We start from the raw sequence: 24,250 nt of genomic DNA, 5'->3' as shown, positions 1-24,250 counted from the left end.
AATAGCCCTCTGATGAAACCCAGACTCAGCGTTTTGACCCCATGTCTTCTCACTCTGTGCCTGCTGCTCGGCGCGTGTGCCAGCCCGCCCCCGCCGATCAACAGCGGCATCGCCGTGCCTGTTGCCTGGCAATCGCCGTGGACCGCCGCCGACCGCCAGACCGGCCAGCAATGGTGGCAACAGTTCGACAGCCCGCAACTGAACCGGCTGATCGAACAGGCGCGAGCCGGTAGCTACGACCTGGCCGCCGCCATGGCGCGGGTTCGGCAGGCCCGAGCGGACAGCGTCATTGCTGGCGCTTCCAACGTTCCGGAAATCACCAGCGGCGCCAACGCCAATCGACAACGCTTGATCAGCGGCAAAGGCTATCGCCAGCTCGATGCCTACGAGGCCGAGCCCACTGCGACGTTTTTCGATGTCAGTTTCAGCGCCAGCTATGAAGTGGATTTCTGGGGCGGCAACGCAGCGACACGACGCAGCGCCGAGCAGAGCCTGCAAGCCAGCGAGTTCGATCAGGCCACCGTCGAGCTGACGCTGCTCAGCGCCGTGGCCGACAGCTACGTGCAAAGCCTGGCCCTGGACGAACAAGCCCGCATCGCCGAGCTTAATCTCGCCAATGCGCAGCACGTATTGGCGCTGGTGCAGACCCGTTTTCAATCCGGTTCGGCCACGGCCCTGGATCTCGCCCGGCAGAAAAGTCTGGTCGCCGGTCAACAGCGGCAAGTGCCACTGATTCGGCAACAGGCGCAAGCAGCGCGCATCACCCTTGCCACATTGTTGGGCCAGCCGGTTCAGCAGTTGACCCTGGAACACCAATCTTTCGAGCACTTGAACTGGCCCGACGCAAGCCCCGGCCTGCCCAGCGAATTGCTCAGTCGCCGCCCGGACATCGCCAGCGCCGAAGCCAGGCTCGCCGCTGCGCAGGCCGACATCCAGGTGGCCCGCGCCGCGATGCTGCCGAAGTTAACCCTGAGCGCGAGTTTCGGCTCAGGCGGCGACGTGGCGTCGGACATCCTGCGCAGTCCGTTCTACAACCTGGGCGGCGGGCTGCTGACACCGATCTTCAACAACGGCCGCCTCGGCGCCGAACGCGACAAGACTATCGCCCGTCAGCAAGAACTGCTGGAAACCTATCGCGGCGCAATCATCAGCGCCTTCGCCGATGTGGAAAAAGCCCTGAATGCTATCGCCGGACTGGATCAGCAGCGGCAATGGCAAAGCGAAGAACTGCAACAAGCCCAACGCGCCTTCCAGATTGCCGAAAGCCGTTACCAGGCCGGCGCGGAAGACATGCTCAGCGTGCTGGACACCCAACGCACGCTGTATCAGGCCCAGGAACAGAGCGTCCAACTGCGGCTATCGCGGTTGCAGGCGAGCGTTGCGCTGTACAAGGCGTTGGGGGGTGGGTGGAGGATGTGAGGTGATCGGTTGCGGGAGCGAGCGGGCGGCGCTGAACCCGTAGGACCGGATTTATCCGGGAGGGCGGCGGCTCGGGCACCACATCAGCGGCGCCTGAACCCCCTTCGCGAACAAGTTCGCTCCCACAGATTTGGACCCGCAAGGGCGGCGTCTCACCAAAACCACCTCTTCACCGAAATATTCCGCGCATACCACGGCCGTCTTGGCACGCGGCGGAACAGGTTGGCGATTTTCTTTTCGTCGCCGAAGGTAATCTTCAGCGCCAGTTTCATGACTTCCGGGTCGCTCTCCATGGTCTTGCCGGGGTTGAGACCGGGCGCAGTGCTGCAACCATGGGTCAGCGGACCCAGCCACGGGTCGTCGATTTCCACCCAGCGACCCGGCGCGAACCAGTGCACGCCGTTGACCATCAAACGCTGAACTTGCCCCGGATGAAAGCGCTCATGGGCGCGAAACCAGTCTTCGATGCGATCATCGATCCAGCCATGAAAACCCCAGAACACCGGGTTCACATGGGACGAAAACGGGTCGCCCAAAAAGTCGTTTTGCGCCTCATACCAGCGCGGGGCGAAGTCGGCGGGATCGCGGGCCATGGGCACCGGCTGACCATTGGACGGATCGCGCGGCACCGATGCCCAACGCATGTGCAGCCAGTCGTGCAAACCCAGCTCCACCTCGGAACCGAACTGGCCGAGGGTCAGCGTCGACAGGTAACGCGGGTCGCGATAGCGAGATTCCCAGACTTCGAAATTGGTGTGGTAGGTCTCGGCGCTTTTCACGTCGCTGACCCACTGGCTGTACTCGTCATCGCCAGACGCGCGCCAGGTCGGCGGCAAGGCGCAGCCGTCGTGGTTATCAAAGTAACGGGCGAACCCCTGGCGATCGCGTTGCAATTGCGGCTGCGGCATGGGGAAGCGTTGCCACGACGGCAGCTCCTGCACCGCCCGCGCCGAATCCAGCATGTGCCGGTGCATGAAGAAAAAATCCACGCCCGAGCCGTTACGATCCTTGCGCGGCCCGCGTGCGTCACGCTCCTTTTCCCGAGGCCCCGGCTGCCAGCCGATCCCGCGCAGGGCGTCGCGCTTGCTCTCGGACAGCTTGTGCCATTTGTCCCGGGACGCGTGCCAGAGCTGGTGGAACAGGCGATGTTCCGGGCTGATCAGCATCGCGAGCAATGCCGGTTCAAGGCCGATGCGCTCGCGGGCTTCGGGGAACAACCGCTTGACTGCCACGAAGCGATTGTCCAGTTCGATCAGCGCAGGGTCGCGATCCAGCCGATAAATGCGCCCGCTGAGCGTCGCGCTGCCTGCGTTGCCAAACGCGGCCCAGACTTCATCGAGCACAGCCGTGAATTCGTAGGCAGGCGTTTCGTCCTGCGCATCCGCAGAGGTCAGGCGCCAAGTGAGCGTCGCGCCATTGGCCACGGCAAGATCACCGAGCAGGCTGTAACGCGGCGCACGGTCGCCACGCAGATTGGCGCCGGTATCCAGCAGACCACGAATGCCCCGGCCACGCGGGGCGATGTCGAGAAACATTTCCAGCCCTTCGCGGGGCAAGCCGTCCAGCCCGGCGTCGGCGCCTTCAAGACGAATATCCCAGACGCCCCGCAAGGTATCCGCCAATTGCCGGCCAGCAGCGTCCGCCACATCAAAGGATGCTTCGCCGGGAGTGATCGGTTCATCGGGGCCTTTCAACTCGCGATGCGCGTAATAGGCAGCCGGCACCACAGCACCGGTCAGTGCCAGGCCCGCCAGAAAGCCTCGTCGAGAAATCGTCATCGCCCTACCTGTATCAGCCCTGAAACGGGCGTTATCCAAGCTAGAACGTTGGATTGGCGGGGAAATTTAAGGTGAAGCAGAGTTCAACCCTTGGGAAATTCCATGTTTGGGGGAATCCGCCCCCACGGGTATTCCACCCGCCATGGCATCCCGCCTAAATTTCCCCGCCAACCACTCGTTCTTCCCAGATAGCAAAGCCTGCACTTCTACGGCTGATTCCCGGGATCGCAATGAACAGAAAAGCGTTATACATCGGCCTGCCCCTGGCGCTGGCCGTAACCATCGGTGCGGCCACGGTGGCTTGGGAACTCTGGTTCAGCGGCTATCCGAGTTACCCGCTCAAGGTCATGAAACAGGCCGAAGCGTTGCAGGAACGCATCGTCTCGTTCGACAGCCACATCACCCTGCCGTTGAGCTTCGGCACCGAAGGCAAGGAAGCGGACAAGGACGGCAACGGCCAGTTCGACCTGGTCAAGGCCGGGCGTGGACGCTTGTCCGCAGGGGCGCTGACCATCTTCGGCTGGCCGGAAATCTGGAACGGCGACAATGCCCCTCACCGCCCGACGCCAGGCTTCGTCGCAGAGGCGCGCAATCAACAGGAAATCCGTTACAAGGCGATTTCCGGCATGGCCCGGGACTTCCCCAATCAGGTCGGCATCGCCTACACCCCCGACGACATGCGGCGCCTGCAAGGCGAAGGCAAATTCGCGATTTTCATCAGCATGCTCAACGCCTATCCGTTGGGCAATGACCTGAACCTGCTGGATAAATGGACGGCGCGCGGCATGCGTATGTTCGGCTTCAGCTACATCGGCAACAACGACTGGGCCGATTCGTCACGCCCGCTGCCGTTCCTCAACGACACCGCCGACGCGTTCGACGGCTTGTCCGACATCGGCAAGCAGGCGGTGCAGCGCTTGAACGATCTGGGCGTGATCATCGACGTGTCGCACATGTCCGACCAAGCGTTGGTGCAGGTCAGCCAGCTGAGTCGCACGCCCATGGTCGCCTCGCACTCGGTGCCGCGCGCCATGGTGGATATCCCGCGCAATCTCAGCGACAAGGACATGCAACTGATCAAGAACAGCGGCGGCGTGGTGCAGATCGTCGGCTTCCCGGCGTACCTCAAACCGTTGAGCCAGGCCAGCCAGGACAAACTCAATGACCTGCGCGCCCGCTTCGATCTGCCGCCGCTGCCCAACCTGGCCATGGCGCTGATGCCCGGCGACCCGGTGATCGCCGCGTGGTCGGAACAAAAATTCGGCCAATACGCCAGCGGCCTGTACGCGATTCTGGATGACGAACCCAAAGCCAGCCTCAAGGACTTCGGCGACGCCATCGACTATACGGTGCGCAAGATCGGCATCGATCATGTGGGCATCGCTTCGGACTTCAACGAAGGCGGCGGGCTCAAGGGCTGGAAGGACGTCAGCGAGAGCCGCAACGTTACCGCCGAACTGCTGCAACGCGGCTATTCCGAAACCGATATCGCCAAGTTGTGGGGCGGCAATTTCATGCGCGTCTGGCAACAGGTACAAGACGCCGCAAAACCGCTTTGACACGCCTTTTTCCGACAATGAGACGGTGCCATGAATGTATTCGCGTCACGCAAGATGGCCACGCTGCTGGGTGCGGCTATGCTCGCGCTGCTGTTGCCAACCATGATTCAGGCTGCCACTCCCGAGGCTAAACCAGGCAGCTTATTCAGGGACTGCAAGGATTGCCCGGAACTGGTGGTGTTGCCTGCGGGCACGTTCAGCATGGGCTCGCCTGACGATGAAGTCGGCCGACAACCCGATGAAGGGCCGCAGCACGACGTAACTTTCAAGAAACCCTTCGCCATCAGCCGCTTCCAGGTCCTGAGCGGCGAGTGGAACGCCTACCTGCGCGACACCGGCTACACGATGCCGGACGGCGACAAACGCCCCGGCCGCGAATGCATCGCCGGCAAGCCGCGCTACACCATGACCAATCGCCACCCGGCGGTGTGCATGGACTACAAGGAAGCCACCGCCTACGTCGCCTGGCTGTCGAAAAAAACCGGCAAGGCTTACCGAATGGTCAGTGAATCCGTGCGCGAATACGCGGCGCGCGGCGGCACTTCCGGGCCGTTCCCGTTCCCGCTGGATGAAGGCAAGGAATACAGCATCGCCAAACACGCCAACACTTACGGCCCGGAAGACGGTTTCAGTTTTGCCGCACCAGCCGGCAGCTTCGCGCCCAATGCGTTTGGTATGTACGACATGCACGGCAACGTCTACGAGTGGGTCGCCGATTGCTACAACGACAGCTACAACGGCGCCCCCACCGACGGCAGCCCGTGGCTGACCGGCGACTGTACCTTGCAGGGCATTCGCGGCAATGACTGGACCGAAGCGCCAATCTTCTCCCGCTCCGGCAACCGCAATAACCTGCGCCCATACCTGCGCGGCGACTGGCTGGGGTTCAGGGTAGTAAGGGATTTGTGAGACGGGTGTCGGGGCTGTACCTGAGCCCCGTAGGACCGGCTTTAGCCGGGAGGGCGAGAGTTCTGACAACAGAGCTGCAGTGAATAAACTGGCCTCCTCCCGGCTAAAGCCGGTCCTATGTATGGACTCGCCCACACTTTCAACCTGCTTTTGAACACTGCTACCCGGTTGCATCTATGTATAAGGCCTGTTCGAGGAAGCGTTACGGCTTCTGGCCAACATTGGGTAAGCTCGCGGTATGCCGATTACGTTAAGGCCTCAAAGGGCCAGTAGGACCGTAGGCATCTATCCGCGACGGTCTGACCTGGGGTCAATGTTCTTCAGCAGCGGTTGAGGTGACTCAGCACCCCGGTGGCAGAACTCTGTTGATTAATGATTCATCGTCGCCTCCTGGCAACCTGCAGGCTGACGACGATAGGTCTGATTGTTTTGCAGCAGCACCCAGACGATGCGCAGGTTTCTATTGGCCAACCTTACGGCTGCTCCTTTTTGACCATGCTGACTTAGCCAGCGTCGTAGCCGGCGATCATCGGGATGCTCCGAATCAGGCTTCACCTGCCTTAACACGGCGTGCGCTCCTTGAATCGACAGGCTGCGAATATAGCCATCTCCGCGTCTGCAAATTCCTCCCAATCGGATTTTTTGCCCGCTGCTGTGCTGCTCGGGCACCGTGCCGAAGTAGGCAGCAAACATTCGGGCATTGGCGAAACGCTCAGGCTCAGTCTGTTTGGCCAGCAAGGCCGTGGCGATGATTGGGCCGATGCCGCGCACTGTCATCAGACGCTTTGCTGTCTCATCTTCGCGCGCTGCTGCTTCCAGACGGCCCGTCAGTACATCGATGCGCTCACCCAGATGGCTCCATTCGCCCAGCATTTCATCAATCAGCTCGCGCAACATATCCGGCAATGGCTGGATGGCATCTTCCAATATACGTGGGACATTTCGGCTGAGGGTCACCGCCCCTTGCGCCATGGCAATACCCTGTTCCAGCAACAGCCCGCGTATCTGATTACCCATTGCAGTGCGCCGCCTTACATACCCTTGTCGAGCACGATGCAGAGCCTGCATGGCCAGTTGTGCGGTGCTTTTGACTGGCACTGGCGCAATGTTTACATCTCGTCCTGAACGCAATATCGCCAGCACATCGTTGCGATCATTTTTGGCACCGCTACGATGTTTGGCGACATGTTGCGCCGGTAAAATTCGCGCCTGATTGCCTTGTGCTTGCAACAGCCGCGCCCAAGCCTGCGCGCCAGGGCCGGTCTCCATCAGCACCGTCACGCCTGCCGGCAGTTTTTGTAAAAAGGCCACAAAGGTTTCGCGTGACTTGATCCGCTCTTCGTAAATGACCTGACCAAGGGCATCTTCCCCGGCCACCTGGAACACATTCTTGGCAAGATCTACCGCCACTGTCGAACAAGCCGACACGTCGGCTGAAGACAAGGCGTTATTTTTGGTCGTATGCTTTTTCATGGACTCGCCCTCGCTGTCGTTGGCTTCTTAAGAATGCCACCGTGGCGCTACAGACGCCTCGGCTTGGGCGAGTCCATCCAATTACGAATGTGTGCGTGCCCGTGTCAGGCGCATTCCGAACACCCAATCAACCGCCCCCCGCTAAATCCCCCGCCTCATCACTCGTTCCTTTGCACTGACAACCCGTCATTGTCTCGACCGAGGTAGCCCATGTCCGCAGCACCGCGCAGCGCCCTACGTGAACTCTTGAGCCTGCTCAAGCCCTATCGGCCCATTGTCATCGCTTCTGTCCTGCTGGGCATCATCGGCGGGCTGAGCGTCACGGCGCTGCTGGCCACCGTCAATCAGGGGCTGCACAGCGACGGCGGCATGAGTCGCGGCGTCGTCATCGCGTTCGCCTGCCTGTGCCTGCTGGCGCTGCTGAGTACGATTGCGGCGGACATCGGCACCAATTACGTCGGCCAAAACATCATCGCCAAGTTGCGCAAGGATCTGGGCGCCAAGGTGCTTTCCGCGCCCATCGAACAGATCGAACGCTACCGCACGCACCGTTTGATCCCGGTTTTGACCCGCGACGTCGACACCATCAGCGACTTCGCTTTCGCCTTCGCGCCACTGGCGATTTCCATCACGGTCATCGTCGGTTGCCTGGGTTACCTGGCGGTGTTGTCCTGGCCGATTTTCCTCATCACTCTGCTCGCCATCGGCATCGGCTGCGCGGTGCAGTTCGTCGCCCAGTCGAAAGGCATCAAGGGTTTTTACGCCGCCCGTGAAGCCGAAGACAATCTGCAAAAGCACTATTCGGCGATTGCCGAAGGCGCCAAGGAACTGCGCATCCATCGCCCGCGTCGGCATGCCATGCTGACCAAGAACATTCAGGGCACCGCCGACCACATCTGCGACACCCATGTGCGCTCGATCAATATCTTCGTGATCGCCAAGAGTCTGGGCTCGATGCTGTTCTTCGTGGTCATCGGCCTGACGCTGACGCTGCAAAGCCTGTGGCCCAGCGCCGACCCGGCGGTAATGAGCGGTTTCGTGCTGGTCTTGCTGTACATGAAAGGCCCGCTGGAAACCCTGATCGGCAACCTGCCCATCGTCAGCCGCGCGCAAATCGCCTTCCGGCGCATCGCGGACCTGTCCGAGCGCTTCTCCTCGCCGGAACCGCACTTGCTGCTGCAAGCCGCCGACAAGCCCGCACCGAGCATGGATCATCTGGAACTGCGCGACGTGCAGTACGCGTTCCCGCCTGTGGAAGGCAGCGCGCCGTTCAAGCTGGGCCCGGTGAACCTCAGTATCGAACCAGGGGAAATCCTGTTTATCGTCGGCGAGAACGGCTGCGGCAAGACGACGTTGATCAAGCTGCTGCTGGGCCTGTACACGCCGCAACAGGGCGAAGTGCGCCTCAACGGCAACAAGGTCGACGCCGAAGGGCTGGATGACTATCGGCAGATGTTCACCACGGTCTTCGCCGATTACTACCTGTTCGACGATCTGGTGCAGAACGACAAGACCTTGCCCTGCGACGCTACGCGCTATCTGGAACGTCTGGAAATCGCCCACAAAGTCAGCGTTCGCGATGGCGCGTTTACCACCACCGATCTGTCCACCGGCCAGCGCAAGCGACTGGCGCTGATCAATGCCTGGCTGGATGAACGGCCGGTGCTGGTGTTCGATGAATGGGCGGCCGACCAGGACCCGACCTTCCGGCGGATTTTCTACACCGAACTGCTGCCGGACCTCAAGCGCCTGGGCAAGACGATCATCGTCATCTCCCACGACGACCGCTATTTCGATGTGGCGGATCAGCTGGTGCGGATGAGTGCCGGGCAGGTGGTGAGCGAGCGGGCGATGGCGTGAAATGAAATTAAACCTGTGGGAGCGAGCTTGCTCGCGAAGGGTTTCAAGTCGCAGAAGAGGCAGAGTCCGAACCGACGCCTTCCCGGATAAATCCGGTCCCACGGCGCTAAATCTGCCCCTCCCCCCTTCGTCTTCCTGACAAAGCCAATTCCTCTGCCGACGGCGACGAGAGCGATCATGAATCAATTCAATCAACAACCCGACGACGACCTGCTCGCCCTGCTCATGGCTGATGAGCAAGGCACTGAACACGGGATCAAGGCCTCGACTGCACAAGGCTCGATGCCGGTTTCGTTCGCCCAGCAGCGTTTGTGGTTGTTGCAGCAATTCGCCCCGGACAGCGCCGCCTACAACCTGCCTCGCGCCTTGTCGATCAAGGGTCAGCTGGATGGCGCGCTGTTGGAAAGCGCATTGCGCAAGGTGGTGGATCGCCACGACATCCTGCGCACCCGCTTCGAGGATATCGACGGCACGCCCCGGCAACTTGTTGATCACAACGCGCAGCTGAATCTGGCCCGAATCAACCTTGATGATCGCAACACACTTCCCGGCCATATTGCCGCTGAAGCCGCTCGGCCGTTCGATCTGGGCAGCGCGCCGCTGATCCGCGCCACGCTGCTCAAGCTCGACGAGCAGGAGCACGTGTTGCTGCTCACCTTGCATCACATCGTCTCCGATGCCTGGTCCAATCCGATTCTCATGCAGGACCTGGTCACGGCCTTTCAGCGCCTGAGCCTCGGCGATCCCAAGCCTCTCAAGCGCCCGGCGATTCAATACCTGGACTACGCGCGCTGGCAGCGCGAAGAATACGTGGGCACCGAGGCTCACGATCAGGCCGCCGAATACTGGCAGGGCTATCTGGGTGACGACTTGCCAACCCTGGCGTTGCCGACCGATTTCCCGGCCAGCGCCGTGCGCGACAACCGCCAGGGCAGCGTTGCGCTGACGCTGCCCGAAGCATTTTCCCGACAGCTGCACGGGTTCTGTCAGCAGCACACGGTGTCGCCTTTCGTCGTGCTGCTGGGCGCGTGGCAATTGCTGTTGAGCCGCTACAGCGGTCAGCGCGACTTCACCGTCGGCGTGCCCAACGCCACGCGCAATCAGAGTGCAACTCAGGAACTGGTGGGCTTTTTTGTCAGCAGCCAGATCTACCGTGCGCGCCTGAACCCGGATCAATCCGTCAGCGACTTCCTGCATGACCTGCGTCACGCTTCACGGGCTGCGCTGGAGCATGCCGATTACCCGATTGAATTGCTGCTGGATCGATTGAACCTGCAACGCAGCACCCAGGCCAATCCGCTGTTCCAGACCCTGCTCAACTGGCGCATTGCCGAGCCTGTCGAAACCACCCTGCAACTGGGCGAACTGCAATTGACCTCGCTGCCGGTCGCCTTGCCGCAAGCCAAGTTCGACCTGAGCATCGATATCGACTATTCGCGACAGAGCATTCGCGCCGAGCTGGAATACCGTGCCGAGTTGTTCCTGCCCGCAACCATCGAACGTCTCGGCCAACATTGGCAGAACCTGTTGCAGGCCATGCTTGATGCTCCAGAACAACGGATCGGCGAGCTGTCGATGCTCGGCGCAGCAGAACTTGAGACGCTCCAGGGCTGGAACGCAACGCAAACGGCTTATCCCCTCGAGCAACCGGTGCAGCGCCTGATCGAACAACACGCGCAGCAAACGCCGGACGCCACGGCGCTGGTGTTTGCCGAGCAATCCCTGAGCTATCTTCAGCTCAACCAGCAAGCCAACCAACTCGCGCACAAACTCATGGCGCTGGGCGTCGGCCCTGAAGTGTTGGTAGGCATCGCCGTCGGACGCAGCGTGGCCATGGTGATCGGCCTGCTGGGGATTCTCAAGGCGGGCGGCGCCTATGTGCCGCTGGACCCGGAATACCCCCGCGAGCGGCTGGCCTACATGATCGAAGACAGCGGCATCCAGTTGCTGCTGACGCAAAAAGAGCTGCTCAGCCAGCTGCCCACCGAGCCCAGGCTGAACATCCTCAGCCTCGACGAACTGGATCTTTCCGGCTTGCCGTCGAGCAATCCCGAGATCACAGTCGCCCCGGAAAACCTGGCTTACGTGATCTACACCTCAGGGTCCACCGGCAAACCCAAAGGCGCCGGCAACCGGCATTCGGCGCTGACCAATCGGCTGTGCTGGATGCAGCAGGCTTACGGGCTGGACAGCCGCGACACCGTGCTGCAAAAAACCCCGTTCAGTTTCGACGTCTCGGTCTGGGAGTTTTTCTGGCCGTTGATGACCGGTGCGCGCCTGGCCATGGCCGCGCCAGGGGATCATCGCGATCCGGCGAAACTGGTGGCGCTGATCGAACGCCATCAGGTCACCACCCTGCATTTCGTCCCCTCGATGCTGCAAGCCTTCCTGCTCGACGAAACCGTGCAGCGCTGCACTGGCTTGCAACGCATCGTTTGCAGCGGCGAAGCCCTGCCGGTGGACACTCAACAACAGGTGTTCGTTAAACTGCCCAACGCCAGCCTGTTCAATCTGTACGGCCCGACCGAAGCGGCCATCGACGTGACCCATTGGACCTGCCGCGAGGAACATCGCGACAGCGTGCCCATCGGCCAGCCTATCGCCAACCTGACCACGCACATCCTTGATGGGCAATTGCAGCCGGTGCCAGTCGGCGTGATCGGCGAGCTGTACCTGGGCGGTGCGGGCCTGGCCCGTGGTTACCATCAGCGTCCGGCGCTGACTGCCGAACGCTTCGTCACCAGCCCGTTTGGCGATGGCGAGCGTCTGTATCGCACCGGCGACCTGGCCTGTTATCGCGCCGACGGCGTCATCGACTATCGCGGCCGCATCGACCATCAAGTGAAGATTCGCGGCCTGCGCATCGAGCTGGGGGAAATCGAAACCCGCCTGCTGCAACTGCCGGACATTCGTGAAGCGGTGGTCCTCGCCGTCGACCAGCAACTGGTGGGTTACGTGGTGCCCGTGCAACCTGCCGAAACCGGTCGTCACAGCCGTTTGCAGGAGGCGATCAAGGCCCGGCTTGCCGAGCATTTGCCCGATTACATGGTGCCAGGCCAATGGGTGTTTCTCGCACAAATGCCCCTGAGCGCCAACGGCAAACTGGACCGCAAGGCCCTGCCTTCGCCCGATGCCGCACAACGGCAAACCACTTATGTTGCGCCGCGCACCGAGCTGCAACAGCGTCTGGTCGAGCTTTGGCAGGACGTGCTCAAGCGCGAAACCATCGGCATCAGCGATAACTTTTTCGACCTGGGCGGCGACTCGATCATCTCCATTCAACTGGTCAGCCGCGCGCGCCAGGCCGGTATCCAGTTCAGCCCCAAAGAACTGTTTCAGCATCAGACCATCGCTCACTTGGCCAACGTCGCGCGCATCGATGACGTCGGCCAGATGATCGAGCAAGGCCCGGCAACCGGCGCGGCACTGTTACTGCCGATTCAGCAGGCGTTCTTCGCCAGGAATCTGACCGAGCCGCAGCACTGGAATCAGTCGGTGCTGCTCAAGCCAAACGTCACCCTGGACGCTGACCGCCTTGAGCAGGCCTTGCGCGCGCTGCTCGCCCATCACGATGCGCTGCGCCTGACCTTCAGCCAGACGCCCCACGGCTGGACGTCCGCTTATCAATCCATGCAAGCCAGCCGCTTCGAGCTATGGCAGGCAAACATCAGCGATATTGCTGACCTTGCGCCGCTGGGCAACGACGCGCAACGCAGCCTGAATCTGCAAGACGGTCCCTTGCTGCGCGCGGTGCTGGTCAGCCTCGACGACGGCAGCCAACGCTTGCTGCTGGCGATCCATCACCTGGTGGTGGACGGCGTTTCCTGGCGGGTCTTGTTCGAGGATTTGCAGAGCAGCTATCGCCAGTTGCAGGCAGGCCAGCCAATTGCCCTGCCCGCCCGAACCAGCGCGTTTCAAGCCTGGGGCGAACACCTGCAAACCTATGCAACAGAAAGCGCAGCGCTGCAACAGCAACTGCCGTTCTGGCAGCGCCAACTGGCGGGCGCGTCCGATGAATTGCCCGGTGCCCGCCCCGCAGCCCGTCTGGATAATGCCCTGGCTGTTACCGTGCAAACCCGGCTGGATCAAACCCTCACCCGCCAGTTGTTGCAGCAGGCGCCAGCGGCGTATCGCACCCAGGTCAACGACCTGCTGCTGACCGCCCTGAGCCGCGTGATCAGCCGCTGGACCGGACGCGACAGCAGCGTCATTCAGCTGGAAGGCCACGGCCGCGAAGCGTTGTTCGACGATATCGACTTGAGCCGCAGCGTGGGTTGGTTCACCAGTCTGTACCCGGTGAAACTCTCGGCGGCGACAACTTTCGAGGACTCGATCAAGACCGTCAAAGAGCAACTGCGCGCCATCCCCGACAAAGGCATCGGTTTTGGCCTGCTGCGTTATCTGGGCGACGAGGCGACTCGCGCTCAGTTGGAGCGCGCGCCAACGCCGCGCATCACCTTCAATTACCTGGGCCAGTTCGACGGCAGTTTCGATAGCGCCGCCGACAGCCTGTTCAGCCCTTGTGACGAAAACGCTGGCGCCGAGCAAAGCCCGGACGAGCCGCTTGGCAACTGGCTGACCCTCAACGGCCGGGTCTACGCTGGCGAACTGAGCATGGGCTGGACCTTCAGCCGCGAGATGTTCGATGAAACGCTGATCCAGCGCCTGGCCGATGAGTACGCCCGGGAACTGGCCGAGCTGATCGAGCATTGCGCGCAACACAACGGCATCACGCCTTCAGACTTCCCGCTGGCGCAGATCAGTCAGCAACAGCTGAACGACTTGCCGATTGCCGCCGCAGACATCCAGGACATCTACCCGCTGGCGCCAATGCAGCAAGGCATGCTCTTCCATACTTTGCACGAGCAGGCGGCGGGCAATTACCTGAACCAGATGCGTCTGGACGTCAGCGGCCTGGACGCGGAATTATTCCGTCAGGCCTGGCAAGCGGTCATCGACCAGCACGACATCCTGCGCACTTCGTTCCTTTGGAGTGGTGAACTGGAGCAGCCGCTGCAAGTGGTTCGTTCGCAGTTGAACATGCCGTTCAGCGTGCTGGATCTGCGCAGCTCTGCCAATCAACAACAGGCGCTGAATGAGCTGGCGCTACAGCAATTGCAGCAGGGTTTCGATCTGAGCCAGGCGCCGCTGCTGAACCTGATCGCCGCGCTAACCGCAGACAACAGCCATCACTTGATCCTCACCCACCACCACATTTTGATGGACGGCTGGAGCACTTCGCAGTTGCTGGGCGAAGTGTTGCAACGCTACAGCGCGCGGCCGGTCGCGGCGCATCAAGGTCGCTATCGGGATTACATCGACTGGTTGCAACAGCAGGATCACGCCGCCAGCGAGACCTTCTGGCGCGAGCAATTCAAGGCACTGGACGAGCCGCTGCTGCTGGCCCGCCACCTGACGCCTGCCGTTGATGCGCCTGCCGGTCACGCCGACTACAACCTGGCGCTGGATCCCGAACAAACCTTTGCCTTGAACGAGTTCGCCCGACAGCAGAAAGTCACCCTCAACACGCTGTTGCAAGGCGCGTGGTCGCTGCTGCTGCAACGCTACACCGGTCAGGACGCGGTGTGCTTCGGCGCCACTGTTGCCGGTCGGCCGACGCAGATCGCCGGGATTGAGCAGCAGGTCGGGTTGTTCATCAACACCTTGCCGGTGGTGAGCGATCCCCGCCCGGAACTGATCGTCAGCCAATGGCTGCAAGTGCTGCAAGCGCAGAACCTCAACCTGCGCGAACACGAACACAGCGCACTGTCTGATGTGCAACGCTGGGCCGGGCATGCGGGCGAAGCCTTGTTCGACACGTTACTGGTGTTCGAAAACTACCCGATTTCCCAGGCACTGGAACAAGGCGCGCCGCAAGGTCTGCGCTTCGCCAATATCAGCAGCCATGAGCAGACCAACTACCCGCTGACGCTGATTATCAATGCCGCCGAAAGCCTGGCGCTGCGCTTCAACTATTCGCGTCAGCAGTTCAGCCCGCAGGTCATTGCCGCCATTGCCCGGCAGACCCTTGAACTGCTCAATGGGCTACGAGAAAACGTCGAGCGTCCGGTAGGCGAACTGACACTTAGCGACAGCACATCCGCCCTGCAGGAATGGAATCCGGCCCGCAGCGAGTTCCCCGTCGAGCAGTCTCTTCACCAGTTGATCGAAGCTCAAGCCGCTCGCGCCCCGAACGCCATCGCCGTGACCTGCGACGGCCAGCAGTTGACTTACGCACAGCTCAATCAGCGCGCCAACCAGTTTGCACACCAGCTGATTGAACGCGGAGTCGGCCCGGAAGTGCGTGTTGGCCTGGCGGTTGAACGCAGTCTGGAAATGATCATCGGCCTGCTGGCGATTCTCAAAGCCGGTGGCGCTTATGTGCCGCTGGACCCGGCCTATCCCGAAGATCGCCTGAGCTACATGATTCAGGACAGCGGCATTGGTGTGCTGCTGACCCAGGGTTCGCTGCTCAGCGCATTGCCGATTAACGCGGATATTCAAGTGCTGCTGCTCGACGACGGCGCATCCGGCTACAGCGACGCCAACCCGGTGATCAGCATCGATCCGGCCAATCTTGCCTACGTGATTTACACCTCCGGCTCCACCGGCCAGCCCAAAGGCGCGTTGCTGACCCACGCCAACGCCCTGCGTTTGTTCAAGGCCGGCGAACAGCATTTCAGCTTCAGCAAGCAGGACGTGTGGACGCTGTTTCACTCCTACGCATTCGACTTTTCGGTCTGGGAAATCTTTGGCGCGCTGCTCTACGGCGGCAAGCTGGTGATCGTGCCGCACGCCGTCAGCCGCAGCCCGCAAGCCTTCCACGAGCTGCTTATCGAACACGGCGTCACGGTGTTGAGCCAGACGCCGTCAGCCTTCAAGCCCTTGATGGCGGTGGCCTGCGCGGCACAACAAAGTCTGGCGCTGCGTTATGTGGTGTTTGGTGGCGAAGCGTTGGACGTGCCAAGTCTGCGGCCGTGGTTCGAGCAGTTTGGTGATCGCTCGCCGCAGTTGATCAACATGTATGGCATCACCGAAACCACGGTTCACGTCACCTATCGGGCGATCAGCCGGGATGATTTCCTCAAGGACACCTCCAGCCCGATTGGCGCGCCGTTGGCCGACCTTGCCTGGTACTTGCTGGACGGCGCGCTGAATCCGGTGCCCAAAGGCTGCATCGGCGAGTTGTATATCGGCGGCGCAGGTCTGGCGCGGGGTTACCTGAATCGTCAGGATCTGACCGCAACGCGCTTCGTTCCCAACCTGTTTGCCGACGATGGCAGCCGTTTGTATCGCACTGGCGATCTGGCCCGTTATCGCACCGATGGCAGCATCGACTATCTGGGGCGCAGCGATCATCAGGTGAAGATTCGCGGTTTCCGTATCGAACCGGGGGAAGTCGAAGCGCAACTCCTGGCGCAGCCCCACGTTGAACAAGCCGTTGTTCTGGCCCGTGACGGGAGCGACGGTCAGCAACTGATTGCGTACATCGTGGCCGACGAATCGTTCGCCAGCCGGGAAGCGCTCAAGGCCGCGCTCAAAGAGCAGCTACCGGAATACATGGTTCCGACGCACTTGCTGTTTGTCGCCAACCTGCCGCTGACCGCCAACGGCAAACTCGACCGCAACGCCCTGCCGGAACCCCACGCCAGCCAGGGCCAAGGCGAGTACATCGCCCCGCAAACCCAGCTGGAGCAGCAAATCGCCGGGATCTGGCAAGACGTCCTGAAGCTGGAACGCGTCGGCCTGACCGATAACTTTTTCGAGCTGGGCGGGCATTCGCTGCTGGTCATCAAGGTGGTGTCGCGCCTGCAACTGGAGCTCGGCTTGCAGCTGACCCCACAACAGCTGTTCCAGGCCCCGACATTGGGGGCTTTTGCCAGCGCACTGGAGCAGGACGGCGATGCCGTGAACACATCGAAATTGAGCAGGCTTGAAGCACTGCTCGACGACATGGAGGAAGTTTGATGGACCGCACGACCGCTTCGAGAATTGCCCGGCGCTTTATCACCTTGCCGCTGGAAAAACGCACTGTCTATTTGCAGAAAATGCTTGAAGAAGGCGTGTCCCCGGCCAACCTGCCGATCCCCGAAGTGCAGTCGAGCTTTGCGCAATTGCCGCTGTCCTTCGCCCAGGAACGCCAGTGGTTTCTCTGGCAACTGGACCCGCACAGCGCGGCGTATCACATCCCCATGGCCCTGCATTTGCTCGGCGAGCTGGATGTTGCCGCCCTGGAGCGCAGCTTCAACGCGCTGATCGCTCGTCACCAAAGTTTGCGCACCACCTTCCAGCTGGTCGAGGAGCGCACCGTGCAAGTCGTCGCCGATGCGCAGCGCATCAAGCTGGGTATGCGCAACGCCAAAACCGGCGACTCATCCGAAGTAAAAGCCTTCATTGCTGAAACCACCGCGCAACTGTTCGACCTGGAAAATGGCCCGTTGCTGAGGGCTGAGCTGCTGCGCCTGAGCGAGCATGAACATGTGCTGGTCATGGCTCAGCACCATATCGTTTCCGATGGCGCGTCCATGCAGGTGATGGTCACCGAGTTGATCGAATGCTATGCCGCGTTCAGCGGCGATACTGAGCCCGAGCTGCCGGAACTGGCGATTCAATACGCCGACTACGCCATCTGGCAGCGGCACTGGATGGAAGCCGGCGAACGCGAGCGCCAGCTGGATTACTGGACCCGGCAATTGGGCGGCGAACAACCGGTGCTGGAGCTGCCCGCCGACCGTCCGCGTCCCGCCGAGCAAAGTTACCGGGGCGCGCAACTGGACGTGGTGCTGGACGCGCAACTGGGGCCGGCCCTCAAGCAACTGGCGCAACAGCACAACGTCACGCTGTTCATGTTGCTGCTGGCGTCGTTCCAGACCTTGCTGCATCGCTACAGCCGACAAAACGACATCCGCGTCGGCGTGCCGGTGGCCAACCGCAACCGCATGGAAACCGAGCGACTGATCGGCTTTTTCGTCAACACCCAGGTGCTCAAGGCCGAGTTCAGCGACCACACGCGCTTCAGCCAACTGTTGCAACAGGTGCGGCAAACCGCGCTGGATGCCCAGGCCCATCAGGAATTGCCCTTCGAACAACTGGTCGGCGCGCTGCATCCGGAACGCAGCCTCAGCCACAGCCCGCTGTTCCAGGTGATGTTCAATCATCAGGGCGCGGACGCCACGGCGGCCCACAGCCAGGTGGCCGGTTTGACCATCGACAACCTTGGTTGGGACAACCCCACCGCGCAGTTCGACCTGACCCTGAACACCTCGCTGACTGAAGACAGCTTCAGCGCCTCGCTGACCTACGCCACCGACCTGTTCGATGCGCAAACTATCGAGCGTCTGGCCCGCCATTGGCAGGCCCTGCTGCGCAGCATCGTCAGCGACCCGGAACAACTCGTCGCCGGTTTGCCGTTGCTGGATGACGCCGAACGCGCCTTGATCATCGAGGGCTGGAACACACCGGTCAGCCAGAATCCGCCGACCCACAACGTCGCGCGGCTGTTTGAAGACCAGGTGCAAAAAAATCCCTGGGCCGTCGCGCTGATCGTCGCCGGGCAACACCTGACTTACGCGCAACTCAACCGTCGCGCCAACCAGCTGGCCCATTGTCTGATCCAGCAAGGCGTCGGCCCGGAAGTGCTGGTGGGCATCGCCGTTGAACGCAGCGTGGCAATGGTCGTCGGCTTGCTGGCGATCCTCAAGGCGGGTGGCGCCTACCTGCCGCTGGACCCGACGTATCCCGAAGAACGCCTGGCCTACATGATCGCGGACAGCGGCATACAGCTGCTGTTGACCCAAGCCCACGTACAAGACCAACTGCCAATTACCGAAGGCCTGAAAACGTTGGTACTGGATAATCCGGCCAGTAGTCTTGGCGCCTTTTCCGAAAACAATCCCGACGTTGCGACCACTCCGGAAAATCTGGCGTACACCCTTTACACCTCCGGCTCCACCGGCAAACCCAAAGGGGTGATGGTCTCCCACGGCGCGCTGCGCAACTTCACCTCAAGCATGGCCGCCGAGCCGGGCATCGCGGCCGATGACCGGCTGCTGTCGCTGACCACGTTCTGCTTCGATATTTTCGGCCTGGAACTCTACGTACCGCTGAGCGTTGGCGCGCGGGTGATCCTGGCTGGCAACGACGTCAATCTCGATCCGCAGGCGCTGCTGGACATCGTCCGGCGTCAGGGCGTCAGCGTCCTGCAAGCGACGCCTTCGACCTGGCGCATGCTCCTCGACCATCCCCAGCGCGCAGCCTTGCAAGGCTGCAAACTGCTGTGCGGCGGCGAAGCCCTGAGCGATGACCTGGCTGCGCGCATGCTGACGGTCAGTGACCAGCTGTGGAATCTGTATGGCCCCACCGAAACCACCATCTGGTCGGCGAGCCATCGACTCGACCGCAGCCACACTAAACCCTGGCTCGGTCGTCCCATCGACAACACCACGCTGTACATCCTCGACGCCGACCTGCAACCGGCACCGATTGGCGTCGCCGGAGAACTGCTGATTGGCGGCAGGGGCCTGGCCCGGGGTTATTTCAAGCGACCCGAGCTGACCGCCGAACGCTTCGTTCCGGACCCGTTCGGCGCGTCCGGTGCGCAGCTGTATCGCACCGGCGACCTGTGCCGTTATCGCGCCGACGGCATCATCGAATACCTCGGCCGCCTTGATCATCAGGTGAAGATTCGCGGCTTCCGCATCGAACTGGGGGAAATCGAAACCCGTCTGCAAGCCCAACCGCTGGTACGCACCGCTGCCGTGGTTGCGCAGCCGGGCGTGACGGGTGAACAGCTGGTCGCCTACGTGGTGCTGGCGCAACCAGTCAGCGACAACACCGAACAAGCCGCGCTGCGCGAACGCCTCCGCACTGCCCTGCGCAAGGACTTGCCCGACTACATGATCCCGGCGCAGCTGATGTTCCTCGAACAACTGCCGCTGACGCCCAACGGCAAGCTGGACCGCAAAGCCCTGCCCGCTGCCGATGCCAGCCAGATGCAACAGGTTTACGTCGCGCCGAATACAGCTATGCAACAACGCATTGCCGCGATCTGGCAGGACGTGCTCAAGCTGGAGCACGTCGGCATCAGCGACAACTTTTTCGATCTGGGCGGCGATTCGATCATCTCGATTCAGCTGGTCAGCCGCGCCCGGCAGAACGGCATTCACTTCACGCCCAAGGATCTGTTCCAGCACCAGACCGTGGAACATCTGGCCAGCGTGGCGCGTGTTGATGATCAGGAAATAACCGGCCCGACCGACGCCAGCGCCTTCGCCCTGGCGGGTCTCGACGCTGCGCAACTGGCTTCGCTGCCGGTGCCGCTGGCGCAACTGGAAGACATCTACCCGCTGTCGCCGATGCAACAGGGCATGCTGTTCTACACCCTGGAAGCCAATGAAGCGGCGCTGTACCTGAACCAGATGGCGGTGTCGGTGCAGGGCCTTGATGTGGCGCGGTTCATTGCCGCGTGGAATGCGGTCATCGAGCGCCACGAGATTTTGCGCAGTGGTTTCTGGTCCGCCAGTGCGCTGGCCGAACCCCTGCAACTGGTTTACAAACATGCCAGCATTGCCGTGCAGCAGCTGGACTGGCAAGACCGCAACGTACAACCGCAGCAGTTGCAACAACAGGTCGATCTGGATGCCGCCCAGGGTTTCGATCTGCTCGCCGCGCCGTTGATGCGCCTGACGCTGGTCCGACTCGATGCGCAGACCCACTACCTGATCTGGACCAGCCACCACATTTTGATGGATGGCTGGAGCAGCTCGCGCCTGCTCGGCGAAGTGCTGGAGCATTACAGCGGCCAGCCGCTGGCGCCGAAACACGGGCGCTATCGGGATTACATCGCCTGGCTCAAGGCCCAGTCCCAGCAAACCCTGGAACATTTCTGGAAAGCCCAGCTGCAGGACCTCAGCGGGCCGACCCTGCTGGCCAGCAGCATTGCGCCTGCGCCAGCCGTTGGTCTCGAAGGCCACGAAGCGCTGTACCTGAAGTGGGACAAGGAGCAAACCAACCAGTTGCGGGAACAGGCCCAGCGCCTGCGCATCACCCCCAACACATTGATCCAGGCCACGTGGCTGCTGCTGTTGCAGCGTTTCACCGGGCAAGCAACGGTGTGCTTCGGCGCCACGGTGGCTGGACGTCCCGCCAGCCTGGACCATGCCGATGAAATGCTCGGGCTGTTCATCAATACCCTGCCGATCATCCAGACACCCGACCCGCGCCAGACCGTCGCCGATTGGCTGGCGCAGCTGCAAACCTGCAACCTGGGGATTCGCGATCACGAACACGCCTCCCTGGCCGATATTCAGCGCTGCTCCGGCAACAGTGGCCAGGCGTTGTTCGACAGCATTATCGTCTTCGAAAACCATCCGCTGGACGAACGCCTGGATCAGGCGACGCAACACAACCTGCACTTCGGCGAGGTCAGCGCCCGTGGCGTCACCGACTTCGCCATGGATCTGGCGGTGATGCTCAAGGACACGCTGACCATCGAATTCATGTACCTGCGCAACCGCTTCAGCGCTGCGGCCAGCGAGCAAATCCGCCGCAGCTACGAGGCCTTGTTGCTGGCCTTGCTGAATAATCCCCACGCCACCCTCGGCAGCCTGGACATGCTCGACGCCAGCGAGCGTCGGCAACTGCGCGGCAATAACCTGATGGCCGAGCCGATGACAGCCGCCCCGCTGTTGGCTGAGTTGATCGCCGGACACGCCGTGCAACGTCCGGACGCAATGGCCGTGACCTGCGCCGACCACCAGCTGACCTACGCCGAACTGGAACGTCGCGCCAACCGTCTGGCCCATTATTTGCTCGGCCAAGGCGTCGGCCCGGAGACCTTCGTCGGCGTCGCTCTGGAACGCTCGGTGGACGTGATCGTCGCGTTCTACGCGGTGATGAAAACCGGCGCCGCGTATGTGCCGCTGGACATCGATTATCCCCAGGAGCGCATCCATTGGATTGTCGGTGATTCGGCGATGCACCTGTTGATCACCCACAGCAGTTTGCGGGATCGCTTTGCCAGGATCGCGCCGGGCCTGATCGCCCTGGACGCCCTTGAGTTGGGTTCGCTGCCGCACACCTGCCCGGCAAATCAGGTGCAGGACTCCAACCTCGCGTACCTGATCTACACCTCGGGCTCGACCGGCCAGCCCAAAGGCGTCGCGGTCAGTCATGGGCAGATCCGCATGCATTGCAAGGCAATCGCCGAGCGTTATGACATGGACGAGCAGACCCGGGAATTGCTGTTCATGTCCTTCGCCTTTGACGGCGCCCAGGAACGCTGGCTGTCGACATTGCTCAGCGGCGGCGAATTGGTGGTGCGCGACAATCGTCTGTGGACACCGGAAGAAACCTGGCACGCGCTGCACGCCCACCGGATCAGCATTGCCTGCTTCCCGCCCGCCTATCTGCAACAGCTGGCCGAATACGCGGAAACCCAGGACCAGCCGCCACCACCGGTACGCATCTATTGCTTCGGCGGCGATGCCGTGGCCGATGCCAACTTCGAACGGGTCAAGCGCGCCCTCAAGCCGCAGTTCCTCACCAATGGCTACGGGCCAACGGAAACGGTGGTCACGCCGCTGTTGTGGAAGGTCGACGTGCAGGCCACCTGCGGCGCGGTGTATGCGCCCATCGGCACGCGAGTCGGCGAGCGCAGTTTGTATGTCCTCGACGAAGCGCTGAATCCATTACCTGTCGGCGTGGCCGGTGAGTTGTACATCGGCGGTCAGGGCGTGGCGCGGGGTTATCACCGTCGTCCGGGCCTGACCGCCGAGCGCTTCGTCGCCGATCCCTTTGCCAGCGATGGCGGACGCTTGTATCGCACCGGCGACCGGGTTCGCCAGCGCGCCGACGGGGTGATCGATTACCTCGGGCGGCTGGACAATCAGGTGAAAATTCGCGGTTTCCGCATCGAACTCGGCGAGATCGAAGCACGCTTGCGTGCCATGCCGGGCGTGCAGGATGCCGTGGTGGTGGCCCGGGAAAACCCAGCGGGTAAACAGCTGATCGGCTACGTGGTCGCCGTTGCGCAAGCCAACCTTGGCCAGCGTTTGCGCGGCGAGCTGCAAGCTGACTTGCCGGATTACATGGTGCCCGCGCAGATCCTCACGCTCAGCGAATTCCCCCTCAATGCCAACGGCAAGCTGGATCGCAAGGCCTTGCCGGCCCCGGAATTCAAGGGCCGCGAGTTCATAGCCCCACGCAACGATGTCGAGCGCGGCCTGGCCACGATCTGGCAAGAGGTGCTGGAGGTCGATCAAATTGGCGTCACCGATAACTTCTTCGAGCTGGGCGGCGATTCCCTGCGCATCCTCAAGGTGCTGTCCAAGGTGCGCGCCAGCGGTTTGCCGGTGCAGTTGAAATTGCGCGACATGATCAGCAAACCGACCATCGCCGAGCTGTCCGGCTTTGCACTGGATGGCAATCCGGACGAAGGGCAAAACCTCGACCCTTTGTTGTTGCTCAACAGCCGCAACAGCAACGCACCAGCTTTGTTCTGCCTGCACGCGGGCTTTGGCACCGTCTTCGATTACGAGCCGCTGGCCCGGCGCCTGGACGGCAAGCGCAGCGTCTACGGCCTGCAATGCCGCATGCTGTTGCAGCGCGACTGGCAGGATGAATCCCTCACGGCCATGGCCATCGACTACGCGCAGTACATTCGTCAGAAACAGGCCGACGGCCCTTATCACTTGCTGGGCTGGTCGCTGGGCGGAACCCTCGCGGTGCTGGTCGCTCAGGAGCTGGAAAGTCAGGGCCAGCGCGTCGAGTTTCTCGGTCTGGTGGACAGCTTCGTGCCCAGCGCAGCGCAAACCGCTGTCGAAGATGACTGGAACGCCGACCTGCGCAGTTTCCTCGCGGTGATCCTCGGTGTGTCGGCAGAGCAACTGCCAGCGTTCGACCTCGGCACGAAGCGCAACGTCGATGCGCTGCAAGGCCTGATCGGCAGCGTTCAGTCCGGTATGTCGGCGACTTCGGCCTACGCCAGCATCAGCAGCGACGAACTGGCGCACACCTTCTGCGTCGCCATGAAACTCAAGGTGCTGTCACGCCAGATCGACGCGCTGCCCCGTACCGCGAGCACCGCCCATTGCTGGTGGGCGGCCAGCGCCAGCGATGCCGAGCATCCACGGATCAGCGGAGCGGTGGCGAACATTCGCATTCCGGCCGGGCATTACCAGTTGCTCAATCACCCAACGCTGCTCAATGGCCTGCTGCATGTGCTATCCGCTGCGGAACCGGTCACTCAATAGA

8 protein-coding genes are annotated in these 24,250 nt (G+C 61.9%); 6 read left to right on the top strand and 2 right to left on the bottom strand.

The window, feature by feature from the left end:
- Positions 1-12: 12 nt before the first annotated feature.
- The gene (locus AABC73_RS07835; RefSeq protein ID WP_341523110.1) at positions 13-1,419 is read left to right on the top strand and encodes an efflux transporter outer membrane subunit; all 1,407 of its coding nucleotides are present in this window, start codon (positions 13-15) and stop codon (positions 1,417-1,419) included.
- 152 nt (positions 1,420-1,571) lie between these two features.
- Here the strand turns inward: AABC73_RS07835 and AABC73_RS07830 are convergent, their stop codons facing one another.
- Positions 1,572-3,197 (bottom strand): PvdJ/PvdD/PvdP-like protein, encoded by a 1,626-nt coding sequence (locus AABC73_RS07830; RefSeq protein ID WP_341523109.1) that lies wholly within the window; start codon positions 3,195-3,197, stop codon positions 1,572-1,574.
- A gap of 230 nt (positions 3,198-3,427) precedes the next feature.
- On the opposite strand from AABC73_RS07830, the gene pvdM reads away from it, so the two are divergent.
- Positions 3,428-4,756, top strand: coding sequence for a pyoverdine-tailoring dipeptidase-like protein PvdM (gene pvdM, locus AABC73_RS07825; protein WP_341523108.1), 1,329 nt, complete (start codon positions 3,428-3,430; stop codon positions 4,754-4,756).
- A 30-nt stretch (positions 4,757-4,786) separates the two neighbouring features.
- Positions 4,787-5,665 (top strand): formylglycine-generating enzyme family protein, encoded by an 879-nt coding sequence (locus tag AABC73_RS07820; protein ID WP_341523107.1) that lies wholly within the window; start codon positions 4,787-4,789, stop codon positions 5,663-5,665.
- A gap of 369 nt (positions 5,666-6,034) precedes the next feature.
- Here AABC73_RS07820 and AABC73_RS07815 read toward each other — a convergent pair whose 3' ends face one another.
- Positions 6,035-7,093, bottom strand: a complete 1,059-nt coding sequence (locus AABC73_RS07815; RefSeq protein ID WP_341524163.1) for an IS110 family transposase — start codon at positions 7,091-7,093, stop codon at positions 6,035-6,037.
- A gap of 255 nt (positions 7,094-7,348) precedes the next feature.
- On the opposite strand from AABC73_RS07815, the gene AABC73_RS07810 reads away from it, so the two are divergent.
- The 3 genes from AABC73_RS07810 to AABC73_RS07800 all read left to right on the top strand — a co-directional run bounded on the left by AABC73_RS07810 (position 7,349) and on the right by AABC73_RS07800 (position 24,249).
- Positions 7,349-8,998, top strand: a complete 1,650-nt coding sequence (locus AABC73_RS07810) for a cyclic peptide export ABC transporter (RefSeq protein WP_341523106.1) — start codon at positions 7,349-7,351, stop codon at positions 8,996-8,998.
- 177 nt (positions 8,999-9,175) lie between these two features.
- The gene (locus AABC73_RS07805) at positions 9,176-16,966 is read left to right on the top strand and encodes an amino acid adenylation domain-containing protein (protein WP_341523105.1); all 7,791 of its coding nucleotides are present in this window, start codon (positions 9,176-9,178) and stop codon (positions 16,964-16,966) included.
- Positions 16,966-24,249, top strand: coding sequence for an amino acid adenylation domain-containing protein (locus AABC73_RS07800; RefSeq protein ID WP_341523104.1), 7,284 nt, complete (start codon positions 16,966-16,968; stop codon positions 24,247-24,249). The genes AABC73_RS07805 and AABC73_RS07800 overlap by 1 nt, the downstream gene beginning before the upstream one ends.
- Position 24,250: the final 1 nt, after the last annotated feature.

Source organism: Pseudomonas sp. G.S.17 (genome assembly GCF_038096165.1).
In the GTDB taxonomy this organism is placed as follows: domain Bacteria; phylum Pseudomonadota; class Gammaproteobacteria; order Pseudomonadales; family Pseudomonadaceae; genus Aquipseudomonas.
Note: the sequence above shows the minus strand (reverse complement) of the source record. Positions and strands in the feature narration are given on the sequence as shown.